Genomic DNA, 25,287 nt, shown 5'->3' with positions numbered 1-25,287 from the left:
ATCGGCCATTTGAGGGTAGCGTCCTGGACATGAGGTCCCGGAGGGTGCTTGCGGTTGTGCTGGCAGGTGGAGAGGGCAAGAGGCTCATGCCGCTCACGGCGGATCGGGCCAAACCGGCGGTGCCGTTCGGGGGGATGTATCGGCTGATCGACTTCGTGCTGTCGAACCTCGCGAACGGCGGCTTCCTGAAGATCGTCGTACTGACCCAGTACAAGAACCACAGCCTCGACAGGCACGTCTCCCGTACCTGGCGGTTGTCGGCCATGCTGGGCAACTACGTGACCCCCGTGCCCGCCCAGCAGCGGCTGGGGCCGCGCTGGTTCTCCGGTTCTGCGGACGCGCTGTTCCAGAACCTGAACCTGATCTACGACGAGATGCCCGAGCACGTGATCGTGTTCGGCGCCGACCACATCTACCGCATGGATCCGCGGCAGATGGTCGAGCAGCACGAGGACTCCGGCTCGGACGTGACGGTCGCGGCCATCCGCCAGCCGCTGTCGCTGGCCGACCAGTTCGGCGTGATCGAGACCGACCCCGAGGGCCGCCGCATCGTGGCCTTCCGGGAGAAGCCGAAGGACGCGGTGGGCCTGGCCGACTCCCCCGACGAGGTCTACGCCTCGATGGGCAACTACGTCTTCAAGACCCAGGCCATGATCGACGCCCTGCGCGAGGACGCCCTCGACCCGACCAGCAAGCACGACCTGGGCGGCAACATCATCCCGATGCTGGTCAAGTCCGGCGGCGCGGACGTCTACGACTTCAAGAACAACATCGTGCCCGGCTCCAGCGAGCGCGACCGCGGCTACTGGCGCGACGTGGGGACCCTCGACGCCTACTACGAGGCCCACATGGACCTCATCTCCGCCCACCCGATCTTCAACCTGTACAACGACAAGTGGCCGATCTTCACCGGGCACGACCCGCTGCCCCCGGCCAAGTTCGTGCACAACGACGGCGACCGGGTGGGCCGGGCGATCGACTCGCTGGTGTCCCCCGGCGTGATCGTCTCGGGCGGCATGGCGATGCGCTCGATCCTGTCGCCGAAGGTCGTGCTCCACTCGCACTCGCTGGTGGAGGACTCCGTGCTGATGGAGAACGTCAAGGTCGGCCGGGGCGCGATCGTGCGCAAGGCGATCATCGACAAGAACGTGGTGATCCCCGACGGCGCGCGCATCGGCTTCGACCTCGACTACGACCGCACCCGCTTCGCGCTGACCCGCGCCAGCGTCGTGGTCATCGGCAAGAACGAGATCGTCGACCGCTAGACCCGTCCGGGGCGGGGCGCCTCGCCGTTCGTGGGCGCGCGGGCGCCGTCGTCCTGACGGGGATTCGCCCACCGGGGCGGCGGGCCGGCGCTCATGGGGGCATGGAGCGCCGGGTACAACGGGCGCGGCGAGCCCGCCGCCACCGGCTCCCGGCAACGCAGGATCCCGGGCCACGCGCGGCGCGGCCCGGGCTCAGGAGGCACGGCCTCAGACGCCTCCCCAGGCGCCCGCCCAGATGCCCGGCCAGTACGAGCGGCCCGGCCAGTAGCCGTAGTTGAAGCCGTGGTGGTAGGGACGCGCGTGCTCCCTGTGCTCACAGTCGTCGTCGTCGTGGTGGGTGGCGGACACACCCCACGGCGTGATGTGGAGCCCGGTCGAGTCGTCGGATGCGCTCCACCCGCACTTCTCCGAGTGGTCCTCGACGTTGGCGTTGGCCGCCCCCGCCATCCCGAACAGCGCGGCTACGGCGAAGCCGCCGGCCACGATGAGGTTGGCTTTCATGATTCCCCCTGGATCACGAACTGACATCGCTGCTCACTGTACGTAAGCGCCCTCGTATCGCCGTGTAGCGCCACGCCAGGAAACGTCTCGCCGCTTTCCGGTGCTAGCCGCCGATGTCACGCCTTCTCATGGCACTCCGGTAACCATCACCCTCCAGGCGCCTACGTCGGCCGTCGGGGCCGTTCGACTAGTCTGCTCCGGACGGCCGCCCCGGCTCGGCGGGAGTCGCCGTGACCTGCCCGGAGAGGACCTCATGCCGCCCACGCCGCCTGGCCCGTTCACCGGCCGTTCCCTCACCGCCCGGGCCCGGGACCTGCGTGCCGGCCGCACGACCGCCGCCGAGCTGGCCCGGCGGGCGCTCGACGCGATCGCCGGGCTGGATCCCGCGCTCGGCGCCTTCGTCACCGTGGACCCGGCGGGCGCGCGGGCAGCCGCCCGGCGCGCGGACGAGGAGCTGGCCTCGGGCGCCGACCGCGGCCCGCTGCACGGCGTGCCGGTCGCCGTGAAGGACCTCATCGACGTCGCCGGCCTGCCCTGCACCATGGGCTCGCGGCACTTCGCCGGCCACGTGGCCGAGGCCGACGCCGCGTGCGTGACGCTGCTGCGCGAGGCCGGGGCGGTGATCGTCGGCAAGACCACGACCCACGAGTTCGCGTACGGCCCGACCGGCGACCGCTCCGCCAACGGCCCCTCGCGCAACCCGCGTGACCCCGGGCGCATGTCGGGCGGGTCGAGCGGCGGCAGCGCGGCGGCGGTGGCGGCCGGCCTGGTGCCCCTCGCGCTCGGCACCGACACCGGCGGCTCGGTCCGCATCCCGGCCGCTTTGTGTGGGATCGCCGGGTTCAAGCCCGCCTACGACGCGATCCCCACGCACGGCGTCTTCCCGCTGTCCCGGAGCTTCGACCACGTCGGCGTGCTGGCCGCCGACCCGTACGACTGCCTCGTGGCCTACCGCCACCTGGCCGCCGGCGGACCGCCTTCCGCCGGGAGCGGCGAGGAGGCGGGGGACGTGCGGGTGGCGTGGGTCGATCCCACCGCGCTGTCGGTCTGCGACCCGCGCGTCGTCCGGGTCGCGCGGGCGGCGGCCGGGGCCGTGACTGAGGAGTTGCGGCTGCCCGGCGGGCGGGCCGAGGAGCTGCGGGAGACGTACGCGGCGATCCAGCGCGCGGAGGCGGCCGCCGTGCACGCCGACCGGGTGGCCGAAGCGCCCGAGCTGTTCGATCCCGAGGTGCTCGACCAGCTGCGGGCGGCCATGCGGGTGCCGGCCTGGGCGTACGTCAGAGCCGTGGAGGGGCGGCCCGCGCTGGCCACGGCGGTGGAGGCGTTGTTCGACGGCCATGATGTGCTGGCGCTGCCGACCGTGCCGCTCGTCGCGCCGCCGCTGGGCCTGCGCCAGACCGAGCTGGACGGCCGGACCGTCACCGTACGGGCCGCGCTGCTGGCCCTGACCAGCCCGTGGAACGTGCTCGGGCTGCCCGCGCTGACCGTGCCCGCGGGCTCGGTGGACGGCCTGCCGGTCGGGCTTCAGCTCGTCTGCCGTCCGGGCCGGGAGGACCTGCTGTTCCGCCTGGCCGCCCGGTGAGAGCGCGGACGGCGGACTGTGGGAAAGGCGGATGAGCCCCGGGATGGGCTGGCGTGGGCCGTGCCCGGGGCGGGGTCTCGTGTCCGGCCGGGGGGCGCCATTCCCGTCGGCCAGGCCGAAGCCCGCGGCCCTTTTCTTTCAGGGCCGCCGTCCGAGTGGCAGGATTCGAACCTGCGATGCTCCTGCTCCCAAGGCAGGTGGGCTGACCTGACTGCCCCACACCCGGTCGTGAAATCGAGGAAGCCGCCCCGGCGAAGGCTCGGGACGGCTTTCCAGAAGTTTCTCGCTACATCATCTGGAAAGCCTTTGCCGCAGTTCAGGGCCACTGGCTGACGGCTTGACGCGCCGAGGTCCGCACATGGCCGCCGCCTTTCTCATCGTTTTCCGAAATGTCGTCCTGACGAGCTCCACGATAAACCGGAATTATCCGCGGTCGCCACGGATTTATCGTCCGTCCCGATCGTGGTCGCCGGTCCAGGAGACGCCCACACGCGTTTCAGGGGTCTCGACGCGGAAGCGGGGCAGGGCGTCCGGGTAGTTGTCGCGGACGAAATTGACGAGGAATTCGCGTACGTCGCACTTGAGGTCCCAGGAGGAGGGCGAGTCGGCGGCGCTCATCAGGGCGCGCAGCTCGACGAGCCCGTTGGGCAGCACGTCGGTGACCTGGAGCGTCCAGTCCTTCTGGTCCCAGAGCGGGTTGCCCTGGAGGAACTCGTACAGCGCGTCGCGCAGTTTCGGCACCGGCACGGCCCAGTCGACACGCAGGAACACCACCGCGAGCACGCGGCTGCCGTGCCTGGTCCAGTTCTCGAACGGGTTCGTGGTGAAGTAGGAGACGGGCAGCACCAGCCGCCGCTCGTCCCACAGGCGCAGCACCACGTACGTGAGCGTGAGCTCCTCTATCCGGCCCCACTCCTTCTCCACCACGACCACGTCGTCCAGCCGGAGCGCGTCGCTGAAGGCCAGTTGCAGTCCGGCCAGCATGTTGCCGATGGTCGGCTGGGCGGCGACGCCGAGGACGGCGCCGGCGATGCCGGCCGAGGCCAGCAGCCCGGCGCCGAGCGCCCGTACCTGCGGGAAGGAGAACAGCATGGCGCCGAGCGCGATCACGATGATGACCGCGGCGGCGATGCGGCGCACCAGCGCGATCTGCGTCCTGATCCGCCGCGCGCGGCGGTTGCGCTCCCCCTCGACGAGCACCAGCCGGTCGAGCACGACATCCGTCATCGCGTACGTCGCCTGGATGATCAGCCAGGTCACCGTGCCGATGGTGAGCAGCGCGATGACCCGGTCGACCGTCTGGGCCAGGCCGCGCTCGCCGGCGCTCTCGCCGAAGAACCCGGGCGCGAACGCCAGGTTGCAGGCGACCGTGACGGCCACGAAGAACGCCGGCCACGTGCAGTGTTCGACCAGGTGACGGGCCAGGGCCCATTTTCGTCCGACCCGTGACAACACCCGGCGGACCACCTCCACCAGGAGCACCGCTCCGACCACCGAGATGACGAGGATCGGCCAGGCTTCCGGTGACTGCACGCTTCGCGCCCCCTATGTTCTAGAACGTTTCGTCAAAGGTCACATTTCCCTCAACCGCCACTTGATACGCAGAGACACGCCGCTCGAAGAAATTGGCCAGTTCCTGCACGTCCTGCAACTCCATGAACGCGAACGGGTTCGCCGTGCCGTACCGGCGGGGCAGGCCCAGCCTGGCCAGCCGCCGGTCGGCGACGTACTCCAGGTACTCGCGCATCGGCGCGGCGCCCATGCCGGGCATGCCTTCGCCGCACAGGTCGGCGGCGAAGGCCAGCTCGGCGGCCACGGCCTCCTCCAGCATGCGGGTGACCCGCACGCCCAGCGCGTCGTCGAACAGCTCCGGCTCCTCGGCCCGTACGGTGTCCACGACGCTGAAGGCGAACTCCATGTGCATGGACTCGTCCCTGAACACCCAGTTCGTCCCGGTGGCCAGGCCGCCGAGCAGGCCGCGGGAACGGAACCAGTAGACGTAGGCGAACGCGCCGTAGAAGAACAGGCCCTCGACGCAGGCGGCGAAGCAGATGAGGTTGAGCAGGAACCGGCGGCGCTCGGCGGCGGTCTCCAGCCGCCGCAGCTCGTTGATCGAGTCCATCCACCGGAAGCAGAACGCGGCCTTGTCCCTGATGGACGGGATGTGCTCGACCGCGGCGAACGCCGTGGCCCGCTCACCCGGATCGGGCAGGTAGGTGTCCAGCAGCGTCAGGTAGAACTGCACGTGGACGGCCTCCTCGAAGAGCTGCCTGCTCAGGTACAGACGGGCCTCGGGGGCGTTGACGTGCTGGTACAGGTTGAGCACGAGGTTGTTGGCCACGATCGAGTCGCCGGTGGCGAAGAAGGCGACCAGCCGGTTGATCAGGTGCCGTTCCTGCGGCGTCATCCTGGCCAGGTCCGCCAGGTCGGTGTGCAGATCCACCTCCTCGACCGTCCAGGTGTTGCGGATGGCGGCGCGGTAGCGCTCGTAGAAGCCGGGGTAGCGCATGGGCCGCAGGGTCAGGTCCATGCCGGGGTCCAGCAACATCGGGGGGCTCCTCACTGGCAGGCTTCGCAGACGTCGGGGTTCTCCAGGGAGCAGGCGACCACCTCCGGTTCGGCCTGGACCGTGGTCTGGGTGATCCGGGTAGCCGGGCGCGAGCGCAGGTAGTACGTCGTCTTCAGGCCCCGCCGCCAGGCGTAGGCGTACATCGAGGAGAGCTTGCCGATCGTGGGGGCGGCCATGAAGAGGTTGAGCGACTGCGACTGGTCCACGTACGGCTGGCGCGCGGCGGCCAGGTCGATCAGCGCCTTCTGCGGCAGTTCCCACGCCGTGCGGTAGAGCGCCTTGAGATCGTCGGGCAGGCCGGGGAGCGCCTGGACCGAGCCGTCGGCCCGCTTGATCGCGTCGCGCGTCCGCGGCGTCCACAACCCGCGCGCCTGGAGGTCGGCCACCAGGTAGCGGTTGACCTGGAGGAACTCGCCCGACATGGTCTCCCGCTTGAACACGTTGGACACCTGCGGCTCGACGCACTCGTAGCAGCCGGCGATGGAGGCGATCGCGGCCGTCGGCGCGATCGCGACCAGGAGCGAGTTGCGCAGGCCGGTACACGCGATCCGGTCCCTGACCGCGTCCCAGCGCGGGGTGCTCAGGACGAAGTGGTCGGGGTGCAGCACTCCCCCGGCGGCCCGGGTGTCGGGGTAGGCGGGGTGCCGCCCGCGCTCGGCGGCCAGGTCGGCCGACGTCTCGTGGGCGGCCAGCGCGATCTCCTCGGCGATCCGCGTGGACAGCTCCAGCGCCCGCGGCGAGTCGAACGGCAGCCGCAACGCGAAGAACACGTCGGCCAGGCCCATCACGCCGAGCCCGATCGGCCGCCACCGCCGGTTGGCCGCCTCGGCCTGCGGCGTCGGGTAGAAGCCCAGGTCGATGCTGCGGTCGAGGAAGCGAACGGCCGTGCGCACGGTCGCGCGCAGCCGCTCCCAGTCCATGTCCCCGTCCGTGTCCCCGTCCGTGTCCCCGTCACCGGAGGCCAGGTGGGCGGCCAGGTTGACCGAGCCGAGGTTGCAGACGGCGGTCTCGGCGTCGCTGGTCACCTCCAGGATCTCGGTGCACAGGTTCGACAGGTGGATGACGTTGCCGGGGCGGCCGGTCTGGTTGGAGGCGCGGTTGGCGGCGTCCTTGAAGGTCATCCAGCCGTTGCCGGTCTGGGCGAGGGTGCGCATCATCCGGCCGTAGAGCGCGCGGGCCGGGACCTGGCGGGCGTACCGGCCCTGCTCCTCGTACGCGCGGTAGGCCCGGGTGAAGTCGTCGCCGTACAGGTCGGCCAGGTCGGGCACCTCGGCCGGGTCGAACAGCGACCACGTCCCGTCGGCCTCGACGCGGCGCATGAACTCGTCGGGGATCCAGTTGGCCAGGTTGAGGTTGTGGGTGCGGCGGGCGTCCTCGCCGGTGTTGTCGCGCAGTTCGAGGAACTCCTCGATGTCGGCGTGCCAGGTCTCCAGGTAGACGCAGGCCGCGCCCTTGCGCCGGCCGCCCTGGTTGACCGCGGCGACCGAGGCGTCCAGGGTGCGCAACCACGGGACGATGCCGTCGGTGTGGCCGTTGGTGCCCTTGATCAGGCTGCCCCGCGACCGCACCCGGGTCCACGAGACGCCGATGCCGCCGGCGTACTTCGACAGGCGGGCCACCTGGCCGTACCGCTCGTAGATCGAGTCCAGGTCGTCGCGGGGCGAGTCCAGCAGGAAGCAGGAGGACAGCTGCGGCCGGCGCGTGCCGGAGCTGAACAGCGTGGGCGTGCCGGGCAGGTACGACAGCGTGGACATCAGCGTGTACAGCTCGGCGGCCTCGGCGACCGTCTCGGACAGCCCGCACGCCACGCGCAGGAAGAAGTGCTGGGGACGTTCCAGCACGGCCCGGGTGCGCGGGTGGCGCAGCAGGTAACGGTCGTGGACCGTACGCAGGCCGAAGTACTCGAACCGGTCGTCGGCCTCGTGCGTGACCAGCGCGTCCAGCTCGGCGGCGTGCGCGGCGACGAAGGCGGCCAGGCCGTCCTGGATCAGCCCGGCCGCGTGGCTCGCCGCGATCGACTCCGGGAACGTGCGCACCCCCTGACCGGCCGCCTCCTCGGCGATCTCCTCGGCCAGCAGCCGCGCGGCGACCCGGGAGCCGGTGGGATCGGCGATCACGCGGGCGGCGGCCTCCTCGATGGCCAGGCGGCGATCGGCCCTCCCGGGCCCACGGACGGACTCGGCGATCTGCGTCACGTGCGTCTCCTCGCGTTCGTCCCGGTGGGGGCGCGCGGGCGGGTGAGGGCCTGGTGCGGACCGCCGCTTTTCCCGGGTCTGTCCAGCGCACATGACGGCGGTCGTGCCCGATCACCGCTGCGGGGCGGCCCCTGAATGGCACCGGGTTCCCAGTTGCTCCGCCTCCGTGGAGGCGAACCAGCGACGACCTGGATCGTACATCTAGTGGCCATTCCCGCAACTACCCCAGCATGTTGTGGCTCTGCTACTGGCGAGCAGCCCAAGATCACGCAGTACGGCCTGGGTGCGCTCGACCTCGGAGGTGAGCCACACCTTGAAGTCGTCCCCGCTGAGCGGGATCGAGATCCACCCCGCGGCCCGGCACGCCCGCCGCCACGAGGGCGAGGAGGTCACCTCGTCGCACATGCGCACGGCCGACTCACGGCCGTCCTCGGTCATGTCCTCGGGCCCGACGGCCGCGGCCCAGTCCGCGAAGTCCACGCGTACGCCGGACTCCAGCAGGGTCGGCACGTCGAGCCCCGGCACCCGCCGGGCGCACGACACCGCCAGCGCCCTGACCCGGCCCGCGTCGATGGCCGGTCGCCAGTCGCCCGGCAGGCCCGCCGCGGCCGCCGCCTTGCCGCCGAGCAGCGCCGAGACGGCCTCGTCGCTGCTGGGGTAGCCGGTGTAGTCGATCTGCCTGGTGTCGGCGCCGAGCCCCTTGGCGATCAGGCCGAACAGCAGGTGGTCGGGCTCGCCCTGCGGGCCGCCGGCCAGCATCGTACGGCTCGGTTCGGCGCGCAGGTGGGCGCCGAAGTCGTCGAAGTCCTTGAAGAGGGAGTTGACCGGCACGACGACGACCTCGACGTCGCCGGTCAGCCTGGACAGCGGGGTCGCGGTGTCGAGCAGGGTCTGGCCGTTGTTCAGCTCCGAGGCAGCCAGCGCGGGCAGCCCGGTCACGGTGATCTTCGTCCCGGTGGGGCTCGTGCCGACGCCGGAGGCGTGCGCGGCGGAGGCGAACGCCTGGCCGACCCGGGCCCAGCGGCTGCCGTCCGCACGGATCGAGAACCGGGCCGTGCCGCCGGTGACATGCTCGCTCCCGCATCCGGCGGCGCACGCCGCCGCGCCCAGGGTCCACGCCAGGAACCGCCGACGGCGCATCCGCCCTCCCCCGAGCTACGCGAGTACCGTCATTACCTAAAGTTATTGACACTTCACTCGCTGTTACACATCGGGGTACAGTTACCCGAAATTTCGGCGTATACCGGTGTCAGTCCGGCTTCTTGGCCACCCCGGCCATCAGGGACGACGGCAGCGACCAGTCACCCACCAGCTTGGGCCGGTCCGGCCGCCAGTCCACGGCCTGCACCAGACCGGGCGGATCGAGCACGAAGCCGCCGAAGAAGCCGCGGATCTCGGCGGGGCTGCGGTCGGCCCCGCCCGAGCGCGACGAGCCGCGGTAGACGCCCCGAGTCTCCTCCTCGTCGGACAGGCGGGCCATCGAGGTGGCGTGGGAGATCACGAGGTGGCTGCCGGGCGCGACCGCCTCGCGCAGCGCGGCCACCGCGTCCTGCGGGCCGGCCGCGTCGGGCAGGAAGTGCAGGATCGACACCAGCACGATCGCGACCGGCCGCGACAGGTCCAGGAACCGGCCCGCGTGAGCCAGCACCTCGCCGTGGTCGAGCAGGTCTGCTTCGAGGAAGGCGGCCCTGCCCGATCCGGCGAGCAGGGCCCTGGCGTGGGCGGCGACGACCGGGTCGTTGTCGACGTAGACGACCCGGGCCTCCGGCGCGACCTCGTGCACGCTGCCCTGCGTCGGCAGGCCGCTGCCGAGGTCGAGGAACTGGGTGACCCCGGCGGCGCTCACGTAACGCACGGCACGCTGCAGGAAGGCCCGGTTCGCCCGGGCCAGCGGGACCGCCTCCGGGACCAGCTCGGCGAGCTGCTCGATGGCCAGGCGGTCGACCGCGAAGTTGTCCTTCCCGCCGAGCATGTAGTCGTACATGCGTGCGAGATTGGGCGTGTGGGGGTCGAACTGCCGCACACTATCGAATTTATGTGGTGTGCAGCCGGATAACACTACCTTGAGGGAATTGTGGCTGAATTTATTCGACAGTAACGCTCTTGGCGAGATTGCGAGGCTTGTCCACGTCCCTGCCGAGGGCGACCGCCGCGTGGTAGGCCAGCAGCTGGAGCGGGATCGTCAGCAACATCGGGTCGAGCTCGATCTCGTTCTTCGGGATCACGATCACGTCGTCGGCCAGCTTGTCGCCGGGCTCGCGGTGGCCGACCATGAGCACCTGGCCGCCCCGCGCGCGGATCTCGCCGAGCGTGGTGAGGTTCTTGTCGAGCAGCTCGTCGTCGGGGACGACCGCGACCGTCGGCATGTCGGGGCCGATCAGCGCGAGCGGCCCGTGCTTGAGCTCGCTGGCCGGGTACGCCTCGGCGTGCACGTACGAGATCTCCTTGAGCTTCTGCGCGCCCTCGCGGGCCACCGGGTAGCCCCTGACCCGGCCGATGAACATCATGCTCGGGTGCTTGGCGTACTTCTGCGCCAGCTCGGCGATCTTGTCGCCCTGGGCGAGGATCTCCTCGATCTGGCCGGGCAGCCGGCGCAGGCCCTCCACGATGCGCCGCCCGTCGGCCGGCGACAGGTCGCGCACCCGGCCCAGGTGCAGCGCGAGCAGCGCGAAGGCGACAGAGGTCGAGGTGAACGCCTTGGTCGAGGCGACCGACACCTCGGGCCCGGCGTGCAGGTAGATGCCGCCGTCGACCTCGCGGGCGATGGCGCTGCCCACGGCGTTGACGATGCCGATCACCCGGCCGCCCTTGCGCTTGAGCTCCTGGACGGCGGCGAGGGTGTCGTAGGTCTCGCCCGACTGGCTGATCGCGACGTAGAGGGTGTCGGGGTCGACGACCGGGTTGCGGTAGCGGAACTCGCTGGGGCGGTCGGGGTCGGCGGGGATGCGCGCCAGTTCCTCGATGAGCTGCGCGCCGATCTGCCCGGAGTAGTACGCCGACCCGCAGCCGATGATCTTCACCCGGCGGAACGAGCGCATCTCGCGGGCGTCCATGTTCAGGCCGCCGAGGTGGGCCACGTGGAAACGCTCGTCGAGGCGGCCGCTCATCGTACGGGTGATCGTCTCGGGCTGCTCGGAGATCTCCTTGAGCAGGTAGTGCTCGTAGCCGCCGGTGTCGTAGTGGCCGGCGTCCCAGTCGACGGTCAGCGGCTCCTTGGCGGTCTCGCGGGCGTCGCCGGTGAAGGTGTGGAAGCCGTCGGCCTTGAGCACGGCCAGCTCGCCGTCCTCCAGGTGCACGACCTGGCGGGTGTAGCGGACCAGGGCGGCCACGTCGGAGGCGGCGAACATCTCCTTCTCGCCGATGCCGATCACGATCGGGCTGCCGTTGCGCGCCACGACCACCTCACCGGGCCGCTCGGCGTCGATCACCGCGATGCCGTACGTGCCGACGATGGTCTTGAGCGTCTTCCTGACCGCCTCCTCCAGCGTGTCGTTCTCGTCGGCGGCGCGGGCGATCAGGTGGGCCAGGACCTCGGTGTCGGTCTCGGACAGGAACTCGACGCCGTCGGCCACGAGCTTGGCGCGCAGCTCGCCGGCGTTCTCGATGATGCCGTTGTGCACGACGGCGATGCGCTGGTCGGCCGACAGGTGCGGGTGGGCGTTCTCGTCGCTGGGCACGCCGTGGGTGGCCCAGCGGGTGTGGCCGATGCCGTGGTTGCCCTTGAAGCGGACCGGCACGACCTTGGCCAGGTCGGCGACCCGGCCCTTGACCTTACGTACCTTGAGCCCCTTGTTCGACACCACCACGCCGGCCGAGTCGTAGCCCCGGTATTCGAGCCGCTGCAGCCCTTCGAGCAGGATGGGCGCCGCGTCCTTGGGGCCCACGTAGGCCACGATTCCGCACATCGAGGTCTCCTCTTATCCGTAAACGATCCTGCGGAGCTGCCGCAGCGACAGCTCTGGTGCCGCTACCCGGCGTGCGGGTAACTCGGCGGCGATCCGGGGGAAGATCTCGTCGTTGGTGAGGCCGCGGGCCTTCAGCTCGCCGTGACGGCGGCGTACGAACTCCTCGACCGGCTCGGAGAAGTACGCCAGCACGTCGGCGACCACGCGGGCCGCCTCGCCTGGGTCGAGCGCGCTCGTCCGGGTGAGGTGGTCGATGAGGTCTTCGTAGGGATGCCGCGCCGTTGACACAAGCGAGGACACTACGCACCTGGAGCGAGACACGCCAACATCCTGCCCGGAATCGGGCAGGATTTAACTCCAGAGCGATTCTCCGGCTTCCCATTCCTTGCCGAACCCCATGGATCTCATCCGTATCATCCGGCCCGTCTGACACATCCCTTTCTGGGAATGGTTACGGTCGGTAGTCCTGTAACGCCGTTCCGTGGGGAGATGTCATGCAGCTCCAGCTCGCCGCCGTCCTGGCGGCCAGCGTGTTCACCACCGTCGGCGGCCCGGCGGCCACCGGCGTCACAGCCGTCACCGCCGTCCCCGGTGTCCGGGAGCAGGGGCGGCAGGCCGACTTCACGGCCGCGGCCGCGGAGTTCGGGGTGCCGGTGAGCGTGCTGCTCGGGGTGTCGTACCTGGAGTCGAGATGGGACGCCAACGGCGGCCGGCCCAGCACGGCCGGGGGCTACGGCCCGATGCACCTGGTGGACGCCGTACCGGCCGGGCAGGCGGACGGCGGCGAGGGCTTCGCGCCCGGCGACGCCAGGGGCGACGACGCCCGCCCGATGCCCCGGCGGGCGATCCGGCACGCGGCGGCGTACCGCAAGTCGGCGGTGCCGGAGTCCGAGGAGACCCTCGCGCCGGCCGGGCGCCTGGCCGGGCTCGCGCCGCGCACGCTGCGCGCGGACCCGCGCGCCAACATCAGGGCCGGCGCCGCCCTGCTCGCCTCCTACCAGCGCCGCCCCAGCCCGGACCCGGCCGACTGGTACGAGGCGGTCGCCCAGTACTCGGGCACCCGCGACCCGCTCGCCGCGCGGGCGTTCGCCGACGAGGTGTTCGCGGTGATGGGCGAGGGGATGTCGCGGCGTACCGACGACGGCTTCGACGTGCGCCTGGAGGCGGTGCCCGGCCTGCGCCCGCCGCCACCGGCCAAGAGCGGCGCGGACGACGACTGGGACGACGACGGCGACGGAGGCTGGGACGGCGACGGCTACGACGACGATGACGACGCGTTCTTCTTCCCCGACATGGAGACCGAGGGCGACGACGACTCGGAGTCGGCCGCCGAGTCCGACTGGGACGTGCCCGCCCCGGAGGAGATGCCGCTGACCGCCGCGAACCCCCAGGCGGAGTGCCCCAACACGCTCAGGTGCGAGTGGATGCCGGCCGCCTACAAGCGGTACGGCAAGAAGAAGGACCACGACTACGGCAACCACGACCGGGTCGAGGGCCGCCGGCAGGTCGACTACATCGTCATCCACGACACCGAGGGCACCTTCCAGGGCATCCCGTCAATGGTGCGCAACCCGAGGTACGTGAGCTGGCACTACACGATCCGCTCCCGCGACGGCCACGTCGCCCAGCACGTGCCGACGAAGGACATCGCCTGGCACGCCGGCAACTGGGACGTCAACGCCCGCTCGATCGGCATCGAGCACGAGGGCTACCTGGCCAAGGGCACCTGGTACACCGAGGCGATGTACCGCTCGTCGGCCAGGCTGGTGCGCTACCTCGCCGGCCGGTACGGCATCCCGCTCGACCGCGCCCACATCCTCGGCCACGACAACGTGCCCGGGGCCACGGCGGAGGCGGTCTCGGGCATGCACGAGGACCCCGGGCCGTACTGGGACTGGGCGCACTACTTCGAGCTGATGCGCCACCCGATCAAGGGCGACGGCTCGGGCTCGTCGGTGATCATCCGCCCCTCCTACGACGCCAACCAGGCGTACTTCACCGGCTGCGCCAGCACCAAGCCCGGCCGGCGGTGCCCCGCGCACGGCGCGGCCAGCGTGTGGCTGCGCAGCGCGCCGAGCCCGACCGCCCCGCTGGTCACCGACCTCGGCAAGCACCCCGGGCCCAAGCCCAGCACGTACAGCGTCTACGACCACAGCGCCCGCGCCTCGACCGGGCAGCGGTTCGCGGTGGCCGGGCGGGAGGGGGACTGGACGGCGATCTGGTACCTGGGCCAGCGGGCCTGGTTCTACAACCCGGCGTCGGCGCCGACGGCCGTGCCCGCCAAGGGCCCGCTGGTCACGCCACTCGCCGCGGGCACCAGGGTGTACGGGCGCGCCTACCCGGAGAGGTCGGCGTACCAGGGGGCGGCGGTCCAGCCGCTGACGCCGCTCAAGTACCGGATCGGGCCGGAGCAGTCGTACTCGCTGGGCGGCACGGTCACCAGCTCCTACTACGCCGCCAACGCCTTCAACCCGGCCAGGCACGTACGGGTCACCGGGTCCGTCCGGTACCACCAGATCCAGCTCGGGCACCGGATCATGTTCGTCCAGGCCAAGGATGTGCGCGTCATCCGCTGAATTTCGCCCCACGGGGCTCAGGCTGCGCACGGGCACTCCGGGAAGACGATATGGTTTTCCCGTGGCCCCGCGAGTTCGCGGGGGATTCACGCGGAAGTGGCTCAGTGGTAGAGCATCACCTTGCCAAGGTGAGGGTCGCGGGTTCGAATCCCGTCTTCCGCTCGGAGTCATACTCCTGGTGGAGTGGCCGAGAGGCGAGGCAGCGGCCTGCAAAGCCGTCTACACGGGTTCAAATCCCGTCTCCACCTCGGTGGTACAACGGAGTCCTCGGATTCCGGTAAAGTAAGTGCGCGCCATGCGGAAGTGGCTCAGTGGTAGAGCATCACCTTGCCAAGGTGAGGGTCGCGGGTTCGAATCCCGTCTTCCGCTCTGAGTGACAACTCAACAAGGACGATTAGCTCAGCGGGAGAGCGCTTCCCTGACACGGAAGAGGTCACTGGTTCAATCCCAGTATCGTCCACACACGCCCTTCGGGAGTCAGGCCGGGTTTCGGTCCGGTCCGGACAGCAGTCAAGCCCCAGCGCACGGCAGCAGCCGTACGACTGGGGCTTTTCGCTGTCCGGCGGGTCACAGGAACTCGTGCGGGCCTGTGGGGACGGGTTCGCCGGTCCGGAGGTCGGCGCGGTCGTCGTCGGACAGGCCGGTGAGGATCACGGCGAGCTCGGCGCGGGTGTGGATGCCGAGCTTGCGGTAGATGCGGGCCAGGTGGGTGTCCACGGTGCGCTTGCTGATCGACAACGTCGTCGCCACCTCCAGGTTGCTCATCCCGCGCAGCACCAGGTCGGTGACCCGGCGTTCGCCGACGGTCAGCACGTGGTCGTCCTGGCCGGGCACGAGGCCGGCGGCGCGCGCCGGGGCGGTGGCGGCGCGGTGCTTGTCGGCGAGGGCGGCCAGGCGGACCGCGCCGCAGTCGGCGGCCAGCCGCAGCGCCAGGGCCAGCGTCTCGTGTGCCTTCCCGTCGTCGCCGGCCTGCCGCTGGGCGATGCCGAGGCGCAGCAGGGCCCTGGCGTGTTCGAGCCGGGCGCCCCGGTTGGCCAGCAGGGCGACGGCCTCGTGCAGCATGTCGAGCCGGACCTCGCCCTCGTGGGCGATGCTGCCCGCGCTGAGCGCGCGGGCGACGACGGTCGGCGCGCCCCAGGCGCGGGCCAGCTCCAGTTCCCGTTCGGCCACCATGCGGGCCGCCGAGCGTTCCCCTGACAACACGTACGCCAGGATCGAGTTCGTGCCCCAGGGCACGCAGGCCGGGTTCGTGATGCCGGCGGCGGTCAGGCGGCGTCCGCACTCCAGCAGGGTCAGCAGGCCGTCACGCGGGCGGCCCTGGGCGAGGCGGACGCGGCCCAGGGCGTCGAGGGCCTGCCCGGAGATCATCGGGTGCCAGTCGCCGTACGGGGCCACGGACTTCAGCGCGGACTCGGCGGCCTCCAGGTCGCCGAACTCCACCAGCACCCGCGCCGCGCAGGCGGCGGCGGCCACGTGGAAGCCCTCCGCCTGGCACTCGCGGGAACTGGCGACGGCGGCCTCGGCGTCGGCCAGCCCCGCCTCCAGGCTGCCGAGCTGGTAACGCACCTCGGCCCTGGTCAGCAGCGCCAGCGCCAGGCCGGTGCCGGAGCCGGCGTCCTGGGTCTCGCTGACCAGCCGTTCGGCCCAGTAGGAGGCCTCGTCGAGGCGGTCGCCCCACACCAGCGGCAACACGGCGGCCACCGGCACGGCGCCCTGGCCGTCGAGGCAGCGCCGGGTCTGGGCGAGCATGCGCGACATGCTGCGGCCCCGCGCGCCGGTGGCCAGGGCGAGCACGCTGAGGAACTCCCTGGCCGCCGGGCTGACCAGCGTGCCGAGGGAACGGCCGAGCCGGCGCAGGCCGAGCCGCCCGGCCGAGCGGCCCCACAGCAGCGCCTGGGCGGCGAACACCAGCAGCAGGTCCGTCCCGGCGAGCGACGGGGTGGCCGCGGCGGTCTCGGCCGCGCCGGCGAAGACCTCGGCGGCCTCGGCGGAGTTCGCGGTGACCAGGATGTCGGCGAACGGCGCCAGCGACATGAGGGCGTGCGGGGCCAGCCGGACCCGGCCGTAGACGGTGCGCAGGTGCCGCAGGCAGGCGGGCAGGTCGCGGTGCTTCTCGACGGCGCCCAGCTCGGCGGTGACCTCCAGCACGGTGTCGGGGTCGTCGGTCTCGGCCAGCGCGCGGTGCAGGTAGCCGGTCGCGTCCTCCCACGAGTGCTTGGCGGCGGCCTCGCCGGCCGCCTCGCGCAGCACGGTGACCGTGAGCGGGTCGCCGGTCGGGCCGGCCGACATCAGGTGCCGGGCCGAACGCCTCAGCGGCGCGCCGAGCCGGTACAGCAGCGAGGCGGTACGGCGGTGCAGCCGGTCGCGCTCCCCCGGGTCCATCCCGGCCAGCACGGCCTGCTGGATGCGCGGGTGGGCGAAGCGGTCGGGCGGCGTGCCCGTGACGAGCCCGGCGCGGCGCAGCGTCTCCCCCGCCGCCCTGGCGGTGTCCTGGCCGTGCCCGGCGATCATGGAGGCGACCTCCATGCCGTCCTCGGGCGCGACGATGGCCAGGCTGCGCAGCAGGTCCACGCCGGCGGCGTCGACGCCCGAACCGCTGCCGGACAACCAGCCGAGCGCGGTCTCCGTCAGCGCCAGCGCGCCGATCTCCAGCACCCGGGGCAGCTCGGCGCTCACCGGGCGCACGCCGGACCTGGCCAGCCGCCCGGCCAGCTCCCGCAGCAGCAGCGGGTTGCCCTGGGTGAGCCGGTGGCAGGCGAGCGCGACGTCCTCGCCGACCGGCTCCTCCGTGCCGAGCACGGATTCCATCAGCAGCCCCGCGCAGGTGGCGCACAGGGGCGCGGGACGCAGCAGCCGCGTGTACGGCAGGGCGGCCAGGTCTCTGGCCAGGTCGTCGGGGCCGCCGGTGTCGGCGGTGGTCAGGACCATCGCGATGGGCAGCCCGTCGAGCCGCCTGGCGATGTAGGAGCACCACTGGGAGGACTGCGGGTCGGTGTGGTGCACGTCGTCGACGGCGATGATCAGCGGCCGGTCGCCGGTGAAGGAGCGGGTGGCGCGGTAGAGGCCGTGCAGCAGGTCGGGCGTGACGGGATGCCCCCGATCGAGCCCGCCGCCCAGATCGGAGCCCAGGTCGCCGCCGAGGTCCGGGCCGGCGGCGGCGCTCCCTGGACCCGCGCCGGGCGGGACGGTCGGCGGCGCGCGGCCGGCGCTCATGAGCGGTTCGAAGAGCCGGCGGACCACGCCGAACGGGTGGTCGCGCTCGGTCGGGTGCCCCCGGGCCATCAGCAGCAGCGCCCCGGTCTCCACCCTGGCCGCCAGGGCGGCGTTGAGCAGGGTGGTCTTGCCCATGCCACGAGATCCCTGGATCAGGAGCACGGAGGGGCCGCCGGCACGGACCCTCGACAGCGCCTCTCGGATCGCCTCGGTCTCGACGTCACGGTGTAGCAGCGGCTGCCCCGAAGACATCGCTACTCCCCACAGTCTGGCCCCCCTGAAACTGTCCACCAGGATCATGCCGCCTCGGGCGGGCGGGCTGTCAATACCTACGCTCACAAATCCGACTAATCCGGACTATTGGCAGCTGGTGCAACAGGACCCGCCCGCGCCCGCCGCATGCGCATTCCCGACGGACCAATACGTATTTTCGCCCTCCGTACCGCTGAAATGCGTACGCCGGAATTACGTCTTTACACCGGATCCGGCCCGGTGCGACTCTGCGATCAACCGATATGGACCCGATACGGGGAGGGTCATGGACCGCCCACGTCTCAAGGCGCACTTCACGCCTCAGGTGATCGACGGGTCGAAGGTGTTTCTCCTGGCCGAGGGTCAGCACTACCTCGTCCAGGCGGCGGGGGCCGGGAAACTCCTTCCCTACCTGGACGGACGGCGTACCGTCGCCGAGATCGCGAGCGCGCTGAGCGAGGAGGTGCCGCTCCCGCAGACGCTCATCGCCATTCGTAAATTCGCCGCATTCGGCCATCTCGCCAATGGCCGTCCCGATTGGCCGGACGCCACGCTGGCATTCTGGGACGCGCAGGGAATTGACCCCGTGCACGCCCACGACGCGCTCTCGCGTACCGAATTCACGGTCGTGGCCTGCGAGGGGGCCGACGCCGCGCCGGTGGTCCCGGTATTGCGCGAGCACGGATTGCGTATACGTACGAGGAGCGTGGAGGAGGAGGCGGCCGGGCCCGGGGGCACGCTGTCGGTCGTGGTGGCCGGGGACTACCTCGACCCGGCGCTCGACCGGCTCAACGCCGCCTAGCTGGCCGCCGGGCACCCGTGGGCGCTGGTCAAGCCGGGCGGGATCACGCTCTGGGTGGGGCCGGTGTTCCAGCCCGGACGTACCGGCTGCTGGGCCTGCCTGGCGCAGCGGCTGGCCGGGAACCGGCAGGTCGAACGGTACCTGGCGGGCAAGCGCGGCGGCGGGGTGCCGTACCACCCGGCGCGCGAGTCGGCGCCGGCCGGACCGGCCGTGGCGGGCGGCCTGCTGGCCGTGGAGCTGGCGCGGATCGCCGCGGGGGCGGCCTCCTCGCGGCTCGAAGGCCGGATGACCACGATCGACCTGCGCACGCTCGGCGTGGCCGAGCACACCATGGTCCGGCTGCCGCAGTGCCCGGCCTGCGGCGACCCCACGCTGATCAGCGAGCGCAGCCCCAAGATCGCCCTGTCGGCGCGCAGCGCCCGGCACGTCACCGACGGCGGCTACCGCATCGAGCCGCCCGCGCGTACGTACGCCCGGCTGGAGAAGCACATCAGTCCGCTGATCGGGGCGGTCACGCGGCTGCACACCTTCGCCGACCAGGACAACGGCGTCACCTACAGCTTCACCGCCGGCCACAACTTCGCCATGATCGGCGACAACATGGACCTGCTGCGGCGCAACCTGCGCGGGCAGAGCGGCGGCAAGGGCCGTACCGAGGTGCAGGCCAGGGTGAGCGCGCTGTGCGAGGCCATCGAGCGCTACTCGGGCGTGTGGCGGGGCGAGGAGCCGGTCACCGAGGCCGCCTACGCCGACCTCGACCCCGAGGTGGCCGTGCATCCGGAGTCGCTGCTGCACTTCTCGCAGGCCCAGTACGCCGGCCGCGAGGAGTGGAACAAGGACCCCGCCCACCGGCTGCACCTGGTGCCCGAACGGTTCCGTACGGACCTGCCGATCGACTGGTCGCCCGCCTGGTCGCTGACCGAGGAGCGGGAGCGGCTGGTGCCCGCCGGGTACGCCTGGTACGGCCACCCCGACCTGGAACGCCACTTCTACTGCGTGGGCGACTCCAACGGCAACGCCTCGGGCAACTCCGTCGAGGAGGCCGTCCTCCAGGGCTTCTGCGAGCTGGTCGAGCGCGACGCGGTGGCCCTGTGGTGGTACAACCGGGCCCGGCGGCCGGCCTTCGACCTGGACTCGCTGCGCGACCCGTACGTCGACACCGTGCGCGAGTTCTACCGGGGCATGGACCGCGACCTGTGGCTGCTCGACATCACGACCGACCTCGGCATCCCGGCGTTCGTGGGGGTCTCGCACCGTACCGGGCATCCGGTCGAGGACGTCATCGTCGGGTTCGGCGCGCACCTCGACCCGCGGATCGCCGCCATCAGGACGCTGACCGAGGTCAACCAGTTCCTGCCCTCGGTGGAGCGGCGCGACGAGCGGGGCGAGACCCTCTACCTGGACGACGACGTCGCCACGCTGGCCTGGTGGAAGGAGACGAAGCTGGCCGAGCAGCCGTGGCTGGTGCCCGACCCGGCCCTGCCTGCCCGCACGCTGGGCGACTACGCGCGATCGGACGGCGGCGACCTGGCCGGTGACGTGCAGACCTGCGTGGCCAGGGCCGCCGCGGCCGGGATCGAGGTCATCGCGCTCGACCAGAGCCGTCCCGACCTGGAGCTGAGCGTGGTCCGGGTGATCGCGCCCGGCATGCGGCACTTCTGGCGGCGGCTCGGCCCAGGCCGGCTGTACGACGTGCCGGTCTCGCTCGGCTGGGTCCCCGAGCCCCGCGCCGAGGACGACCTCAACCCGACCAGCGTCTTCTTCTGACCGGTTCGCGAGGTCCTTGGACGTACGGAGAGGAGCGGGCCATGGACGAGACCAAGCTGCGGCTGCGGCGGGACGCGGAGCTGAACGAGGCGGACGGCGAGGTGCGGATCTCCGCGCCGGCCGGCTCGCTCGGGCTGCGCGGCCTCGACGCCGGGACCGCGGCCGCCCTGCGGGTCCTGGCCGCCGGCGACGTGGGCGAGACCGCGCTGGCCGCGACGGTGGGCGAGGCCGGGCTGCTGCGCTGGAACCTGCTGGTCCGCCGCCTGTCCGCGGCCGGCCTGCTGGAGTACGCGGCAGGCGGGGCCCGGCTGCGGCCGGTCGGGGCCGGCCGGGTGGAGCCCGCCCCCGCGCCGGCGGCGGGCACGCCGGTCCGGATGTCGCGTTTCGCGGTCGTCACCGCCGGGGACGGCGTGCTGACCGTACGCTCCCCGCGCAGCCCGGCGGTGGTGGAGCTGTCGCCCGCCGCCTGCGGGCTGCTCGGCGCGCTGGCCACCTGGACCACCCCTGAGGACCTGGCCGCGCACGCCCCCGCGCAGGCGCTGCGGTTCCTGGCGGCGGCGGGCGTGCTGGCCACCGGCCCCGAGGACGGCGACCTGTCCTCGGCGCAGTGGCACCCGCGCGACCTGTGGCTGCACGCCCACAGCCGCGGCCCCCGCTACACCGGCCGCTACGGCGGCACCTACGCCTTCTCCTCCCGCTTCGGCCCGGTGCCCGCCGATCCCCCGCCGTTCGCCGGCGAGCGGATCGAGCTGCCGCGCCCCGACCTGGAACTGCTGGCCAAGACCGACCCGAGCCTGACCGACACGCTGGAGCGCCGCCGTTCCCTGCGCGAGCACGACCAGGACGCGCCCATCACGCTCGCCCAGCTCGGCGAGCTGCTCTACCGGTCGATGCGGCGGCGGGCGGTGTTCACCTCGCCAGACGGGCAGGAGCTGGCCGACCGGCCCTACCCCTCCGGCGGCTCGGTCCACGAGCTGGAGGTCTACCCCCTGATCGTGTCCTGCCGGGGTGCCGAGCCGGGGTTGTGGCACTACGACACCGCCGGGCACGCCCTGGAGCTGGTCTCGCCGCCCTCGCCCGCCGTGCGGGCGCTGGTCGAACGGGCGAAGTCGGCGGCCCAGCTCACCCAGGACCCGCAGGTGGTGCTGACCGTCACCGCCCGCTTCGGCCGGGTGATGTGGAAGTACGAGACCATCGGCTACTCGCTGGTGCTCAAGCACGTGGGCGTGTTGTACCAGACGCTCTACCTGGCCGGAACGGCCATGGACCTGGCCGTGTGCGCGCTGGGCGGCGGGGACGCCGCCGACTTCGCGCTGGCCAGCGGACTGGACTACCTGACCGAGGGCAGCGTCGGCGAGCTGATCGTCGGCAGCCGGGGGTGAGGCGCACATGACGGCACGACGGCAGGCGGGGACGGCGCGATGAAGTTCCGGTTCAAGGCGTTGCAGCGGATGCGGGAGCCCGACGAGCTCGACTCGCCGACGTTGCTGGCATCCCCGCGCGGGTGGATCGCCACATTCGTGGTGCTGATCATCGTGGTGGCGGCGGGGGTGTGGTTCTTCGCCGGGCGGTTGCCGATCACCGTGCCCGCCGTGGGGCTGCTGACCCATCCGGGGGGCACGGCCCGGTTGCAGAGCCCGTACGGCGGGACCGTGCGTTCGATGTTGCTCCAGCCGGCCGACGCGGTGCGGGAGGGCCAGGCGGTGGCGGTCATCGCCGCCGACGGCGGCACGGACCGGGTGGTGCGCAGCCCGTTCACCGGGCGGGTGGTCGCCGGTTCCGCCGTGGCCGGGCACGTGGTGCGGGAGGGCGAGGAGCTGCTGCTCGTCGAGCGTACGGACGCGCCGGGCGACCGGCTGGTGGCGATGTTGTTCGTGCCGGTGGACCGGGCGATGGGCGTGGTGCCGGGCAAGCCGGTCGATCTGTCGGTCTCCTCGGCGCCGCCCGGCGCGTACGGGCTGCTGCGCGGCCGGGTCCAGTCGGTCAGCGCGTACCCGGTGATGACGGAGCAGGCGGCCGACCTGGTGGGCGGCGAGGACCCGGCGCGCGGCTACCTGCGGAACACGCCGTCCAGGCTGGTGATCGTCGATCTCGTACGGGATCCGGCGACGCCGTCCGGCTACGCCTGGTCGACCAGGAAGGGGCCGCCGGTGGGCCTGCAGTCGCAGGTCTCCGTCAGCGGCGCGATCGGGCTGGGCAGCCAGACGCTGTTCGACCTGCTGCTCGGGCGCTGAGGTGAGCCGCGTGACCGCCCCCGCTCCCCGGCCGAAGGAGGGATGCGTGACCACGACCAGCGCCCCCGGGAGGGACGTGTGACCACCACCGGCGTCCCCGAGCAGGGGCATGCGGACCCGGCCCCCGGGAAGACCCCGGAAAAGGGCCCGGGGAAGGGGGGCGCGTCCGCTTCCCCGGCGGCCCCCGTACGGCGGCGGTGGAGATGGCGGCGGCGCACGCCGACGGTGATCCAGATGGAGGCCGTGGAGTGCGGGGCCGCCTCGCTGGCGATGATCCTCGGCTACCACGGCAAGTTCGTGCCGCTGGAGGAGCTGCGCTCGGCCTGCGGCGTCTCCCGCGACGGCGCGAAGGCGTCCAGCGTGGTGGCCGCCGCCCGCCGCTACGGGCTGATCGCCCGGGGTTTCCAGATGGAGGCGGAGGACCTGCGCTCGCTGAGCGAGCCGGCCATCGTGTTCTGGGCGTTCCAGCACTTCATGGTCCTGGAGGGGGTGCGCAGCCGGTTCGGCAGGAAGGCCGTCGCGGTCAACGACCCGGCGGGCGGGCCCCGGATGATCGACTGGGACGACTTCGACTCCGGGTTCACCGGCGTGGTGCTGACGTTCGAGCCTGGCCCGGACTTCCGGCCGGGCGGGCGGCCCACCCGGGTCGGCCAGGCCCTGCTGGCGCGGCGCATGCCGTCGGGGCGCGCGCTGCCGCTGGTGCTGCTGGCCAGCCTGCTGCTGGTGGTGCCGGGCATCATCGGGCCGGCGTTCAGCAGGGTGTTCATCGACCGGATCCTGACCGGGCGCGATCCGGGTTACCTGGTGCCGCTGCTGTTCGCGATGGGGGTCACCGCGGTCGTGGTGTTCGTCCTGACCTCGGTGCAGCGGCACTACCTGCTGCGCCTGGAGATACGGCTCAGCCTGGTCAGCTCGGCCCGCTTCTTCCGCCATCTGCTGCGGCTGCCCGTGGAGTTCTTCCTCCAGCGGCGTCCGGCCGAGGTGGCCAAGCGGGTGCAGGCCAACGACGGCGTCGCCGAGATCCTCTCCCGCGACCTGGCCGTCACCCTGGTGAACCTCGTCCTGGTGCTGTTCTACGCGGCCGTGCTCATCCGGTACGACCTGCTGCTCGGGCTCGTCGGGGTGTCGATGGCGCTGCTGAACATCCTGGTGTTGCGGCAGGTGTCGCGGGCGCGTACCGACGCGGTGGCGGCGTTGCGGGCCGACCTGGGGAACCTGACCTCCACGACGTTCAACACGCTGCAGCTCGTGGAGACGGTCAAGGCGACCGGGGCGGAGCCGACGGCGTTCCAGCGGTGGGCGGGGTTCCTGGCCAAGGCGGTCACCGCCAAGCAGCGGCTGGGCGTGGCCACGGCCACGCTGACCGTCGTGCCGCCGCTGCTGGCCGGGATCAACAGCGGGCTCATCCTGCTGATCGGCGGGCTGCGGGTGGTGGACGGCGTGATCAGCGTCGGCATGCTGGTGGCCTTCCAGACGTTGCTCAACGCCCTGTCCAGGCCCGTCACGCAGCTCACCAACCTCGGCGGCCAGCTCCAGGACATCTCGGCCGACATCTGCCGCCTGTACGACGTCGAGAAGTACCCCATGGCCAGGACGTTCGAGCGGCGCGAGCCCGCCGGGGCCGCCGGGGCCGCCGAGCCCGACCTGAACGGCCGCCTGGACGGACGGCTGGAGTTCGCGGCGGTGACCTTCGGCTACAACGCGCTCGCCGCCCCCGTCATCAGGGACCTGTCGTTCACCGTGGTGCCCGGCCGCCGGGTGGCGATCGTCGGCAACTCGGGCAGCGGCAAGTCGACCGCGGGCAAGCTGGCCGCCGGCCTGTACGTGCCGACCGCCGGCCAGGTGCTGCTGGACGACCGGCCGCGCGACGACCTGCCGAGGGCCGTGGTCGCCGCCTCCGTCGCGTACGTGGACCAGGACATCACCCTGTTCGAGGGCACCGTGCGGGACAACCTGACGTTGTGGAGCGACGACGTGCCCGACGAGGTGGCGGTCTCCGCGCTGCGGGACGCGGCGCTGTTCGACCTGATCGCGGCCCGGCCCGGCGGCCTCAACAGCCGGGTGCTGGAGGGCGGCAGGAACCTCAGCGGCGGCCAGCGGCAGCGCCTGGAGCTGGCGCGGGCGTTGTCGGTCCGGCCCACGCTGCTGATCCTGGACGAGGCGACCAGCGCCCTGGACCCGGAGACCGAGCGGACCATCGCCGACAACCTGCGCAGGCGCGGCTGCGGCTGCCTGATCATCGCGCACCGGCTGTCCACGGTCCGCGACGCCGACGAGATCATCGTGCTCGACCGCGGCGAGGTGGTCGAGCGCGGCCGGCACGCCGAGCTGCTGGCGCTCGACGGCCACTACGCCGAGCTGCTCAGAAGCTCACGCAAGAACGGCGACGCGACATGAGGGCGTACGGCGACGGCGCGGCGTCGCGC

At 72.0% G+C, this 25,287-nt stretch carries 17 protein-coding genes and 5 tRNA genes; 12 read left to right on the top strand and 10 right to left on the bottom strand.

Annotated features, from left to right (window positions below):
* The first annotated feature begins 29 nt into the window (after positions 1-29).
* The gene (glgC, locus tag DMB42_RS16390; protein WP_125635385.1) at positions 30-1,265 is read left to right on the top strand and encodes a glucose-1-phosphate adenylyltransferase; all 1,236 of its coding nucleotides are present in this window, start codon (positions 30-32) and stop codon (positions 1,263-1,265) included.
* Between the two features lie 207 nt (positions 1,266-1,472).
* On the opposite strand, the gene DMB42_RS16385 is transcribed toward glgC, so the two are convergent.
* Complete coding sequence (locus tag DMB42_RS16385) at positions 1,473-1,766, bottom strand: hypothetical protein (RefSeq protein WP_125635383.1); 294 nt, start codon at positions 1,764-1,766, stop codon at positions 1,473-1,475.
* A 253-nt stretch (positions 1,767-2,019) separates the two neighbouring features.
* Between DMB42_RS16385 and DMB42_RS16380 the strand changes: the two genes are divergently transcribed.
* Positions 2,020-3,348 (top strand): amidase, encoded by a 1,329-nt coding sequence (locus DMB42_RS16380; RefSeq protein WP_125635381.1) that lies wholly within the window; start codon positions 2,020-2,022, stop codon positions 3,346-3,348.
* A 150-nt stretch (positions 3,349-3,498) separates the two neighbouring features.
* On the opposite strand, the gene DMB42_RS16375 is transcribed toward DMB42_RS16380, so the two are convergent.
* The 8 genes from DMB42_RS16375 to DMB42_RS16340 form a co-directional block, all read right to left on the bottom strand.
* Positions 3,499-3,574: transfer RNA gene (locus tag DMB42_RS16375), tRNA-Pro, on the bottom strand.
* Positions 3,575-3,792: 218 nt separating this feature from the next.
* Complete coding sequence (locus tag DMB42_RS16370; protein ID WP_125635379.1) at positions 3,793-4,881, bottom strand: mechanosensitive ion channel family protein; 1,089 nt, start codon at positions 4,879-4,881, stop codon at positions 3,793-3,795.
* Between the two features lie 19 nt (positions 4,882-4,900).
* On the bottom strand, positions 4,901-5,896 hold the full coding sequence (locus DMB42_RS16365) for a ribonucleotide-diphosphate reductase subunit beta (protein ID WP_125635377.1): 996 nt from the start codon (positions 5,894-5,896) through the stop codon (positions 4,901-4,903).
* Positions 5,897-5,907: 11 nt separating this feature from the next.
* Positions 5,908-8,112, bottom strand: coding sequence for a ribonucleoside-diphosphate reductase subunit alpha (locus DMB42_RS16360; protein ID WP_260477731.1), 2,205 nt, complete (start codon positions 8,110-8,112; stop codon positions 5,908-5,910).
* A 201-nt stretch (positions 8,113-8,313) separates the two neighbouring features.
* A complete protein-coding gene (locus tag DMB42_RS16355; protein WP_125635373.1) occupies positions 8,314-9,252 on the bottom strand; it encodes a tripartite tricarboxylate transporter substrate binding protein in 939 nt (312 codons plus the stop codon).
* A gap of 109 nt (positions 9,253-9,361) precedes the next feature.
* Positions 9,362-10,135: an SAM-dependent methyltransferase gene (locus DMB42_RS16350; protein WP_260477730.1), complete on the bottom strand. Its 774-nt coding sequence runs from the start codon at positions 10,133-10,135 to the stop codon at positions 9,362-9,364.
* Positions 10,136-10,196: 61 nt separating this feature from the next.
* Positions 10,197-12,017: a glutamine--fructose-6-phosphate transaminase (isomerizing) gene (gene glmS / locus DMB42_RS16345; protein ID WP_125635371.1), complete on the bottom strand. Its 1,821-nt coding sequence runs from the start codon at positions 12,015-12,017 to the stop codon at positions 10,197-10,199.
* 12 nt (positions 12,018-12,029) lie between these two features.
* Positions 12,030-12,305: a hypothetical protein gene (locus DMB42_RS16340; protein ID WP_125635369.1), complete on the bottom strand. Its 276-nt coding sequence runs from the start codon at positions 12,303-12,305 to the stop codon at positions 12,030-12,032.
* Positions 12,306-12,511: 206 nt separating this feature from the next.
* Here DMB42_RS16340 and DMB42_RS16335 point away from each other — a divergent pair, with 206 nt between their 5' ends.
* From DMB42_RS16335 to DMB42_RS16315, 5 genes are all read left to right on the top strand, one after another.
* On the top strand, positions 12,512-14,593 hold the full coding sequence (locus tag DMB42_RS16335) for an N-acetylmuramoyl-L-alanine amidase (protein ID WP_125635367.1): 2,082 nt from the start codon (positions 12,512-12,514) through the stop codon (positions 14,591-14,593).
* Positions 14,594-14,683: 90 nt separating this feature from the next.
* A tRNA-Gly gene (locus DMB42_RS16330) sits at positions 14,684-14,755 on the top strand.
* Between the two features lie 15 nt (positions 14,756-14,770).
* Positions 14,771-14,841: transfer RNA gene (locus DMB42_RS16325), tRNA-Cys, on the top strand.
* A gap of 49 nt (positions 14,842-14,890) precedes the next feature.
* Positions 14,891-14,962, top strand: a tRNA-Gly gene (locus DMB42_RS16320).
* Between the two features lie 19 nt (positions 14,963-14,981).
* Positions 14,982-15,053 (top strand) — tRNA-Val (locus DMB42_RS16315).
* Positions 15,054-15,160: 107 nt separating this feature from the next.
* Here the strand turns inward: DMB42_RS16315 and DMB42_RS16310 are convergent.
* Complete coding sequence (locus DMB42_RS16310; RefSeq protein ID WP_185844687.1) at positions 15,161-18,058, bottom strand: LuxR family transcriptional regulator; 2,898 nt, start codon at positions 18,056-18,058, stop codon at positions 15,161-15,163.
* Positions 18,059-18,344: 286 nt separating this feature from the next.
* On the opposite strand from DMB42_RS16310, the gene DMB42_RS16305 reads away from it, so the two are divergent.
* The 5 genes from DMB42_RS16305 to DMB42_RS16285 are packed head-to-tail and all read left to right on the top strand — an operon-like array spanning position 18,345 to position 25,258.
* Positions 18,345-18,860, top strand: coding sequence for a hypothetical protein (locus tag DMB42_RS16305; RefSeq protein WP_125635363.1), 516 nt, complete (start codon positions 18,345-18,347; stop codon positions 18,858-18,860).
* Positions 18,861-20,627: a TOMM precursor leader peptide-binding protein gene (locus DMB42_RS16300; RefSeq protein WP_312024742.1), complete on the top strand. Its 1,767-nt coding sequence runs from the start codon at positions 18,861-18,863 to the stop codon at positions 20,625-20,627.
* Between the two features lie 41 nt (positions 20,628-20,668).
* Positions 20,669-22,009: a SagB family peptide dehydrogenase gene (locus tag DMB42_RS16295; protein ID WP_125635359.1), complete on the top strand. Its 1,341-nt coding sequence runs from the start codon at positions 20,669-20,671 to the stop codon at positions 22,007-22,009.
* A gap of 39 nt (positions 22,010-22,048) precedes the next feature.
* Complete coding sequence (locus tag DMB42_RS16290; protein ID WP_125635357.1) at positions 22,049-22,861, top strand: HlyD family efflux transporter periplasmic adaptor subunit; 813 nt, start codon at positions 22,049-22,051, stop codon at positions 22,859-22,861.
* A gap of 42 nt (positions 22,862-22,903) precedes the next feature.
* The gene (locus tag DMB42_RS16285) at positions 22,904-25,258 is read left to right on the top strand and encodes an NHLP family bacteriocin export ABC transporter peptidase/permease/ATPase subunit (RefSeq protein WP_125635355.1); all 2,355 of its coding nucleotides are present in this window, start codon (positions 22,904-22,906) and stop codon (positions 25,256-25,258) included.
* Positions 25,259-25,287 lie beyond the last annotated feature (29 nt).

It is taken from the genome of Nonomuraea sp. WAC 01424 (genome assembly GCF_003947315.1).
Lineage (GTDB): Bacteria > Actinomycetota > Actinomycetes > Streptosporangiales > Streptosporangiaceae > Nonomuraea > Nonomuraea spiralis.
Note: the sequence above shows the minus strand (reverse complement) of the source record. Positions and strands in the feature narration are given on the sequence as shown.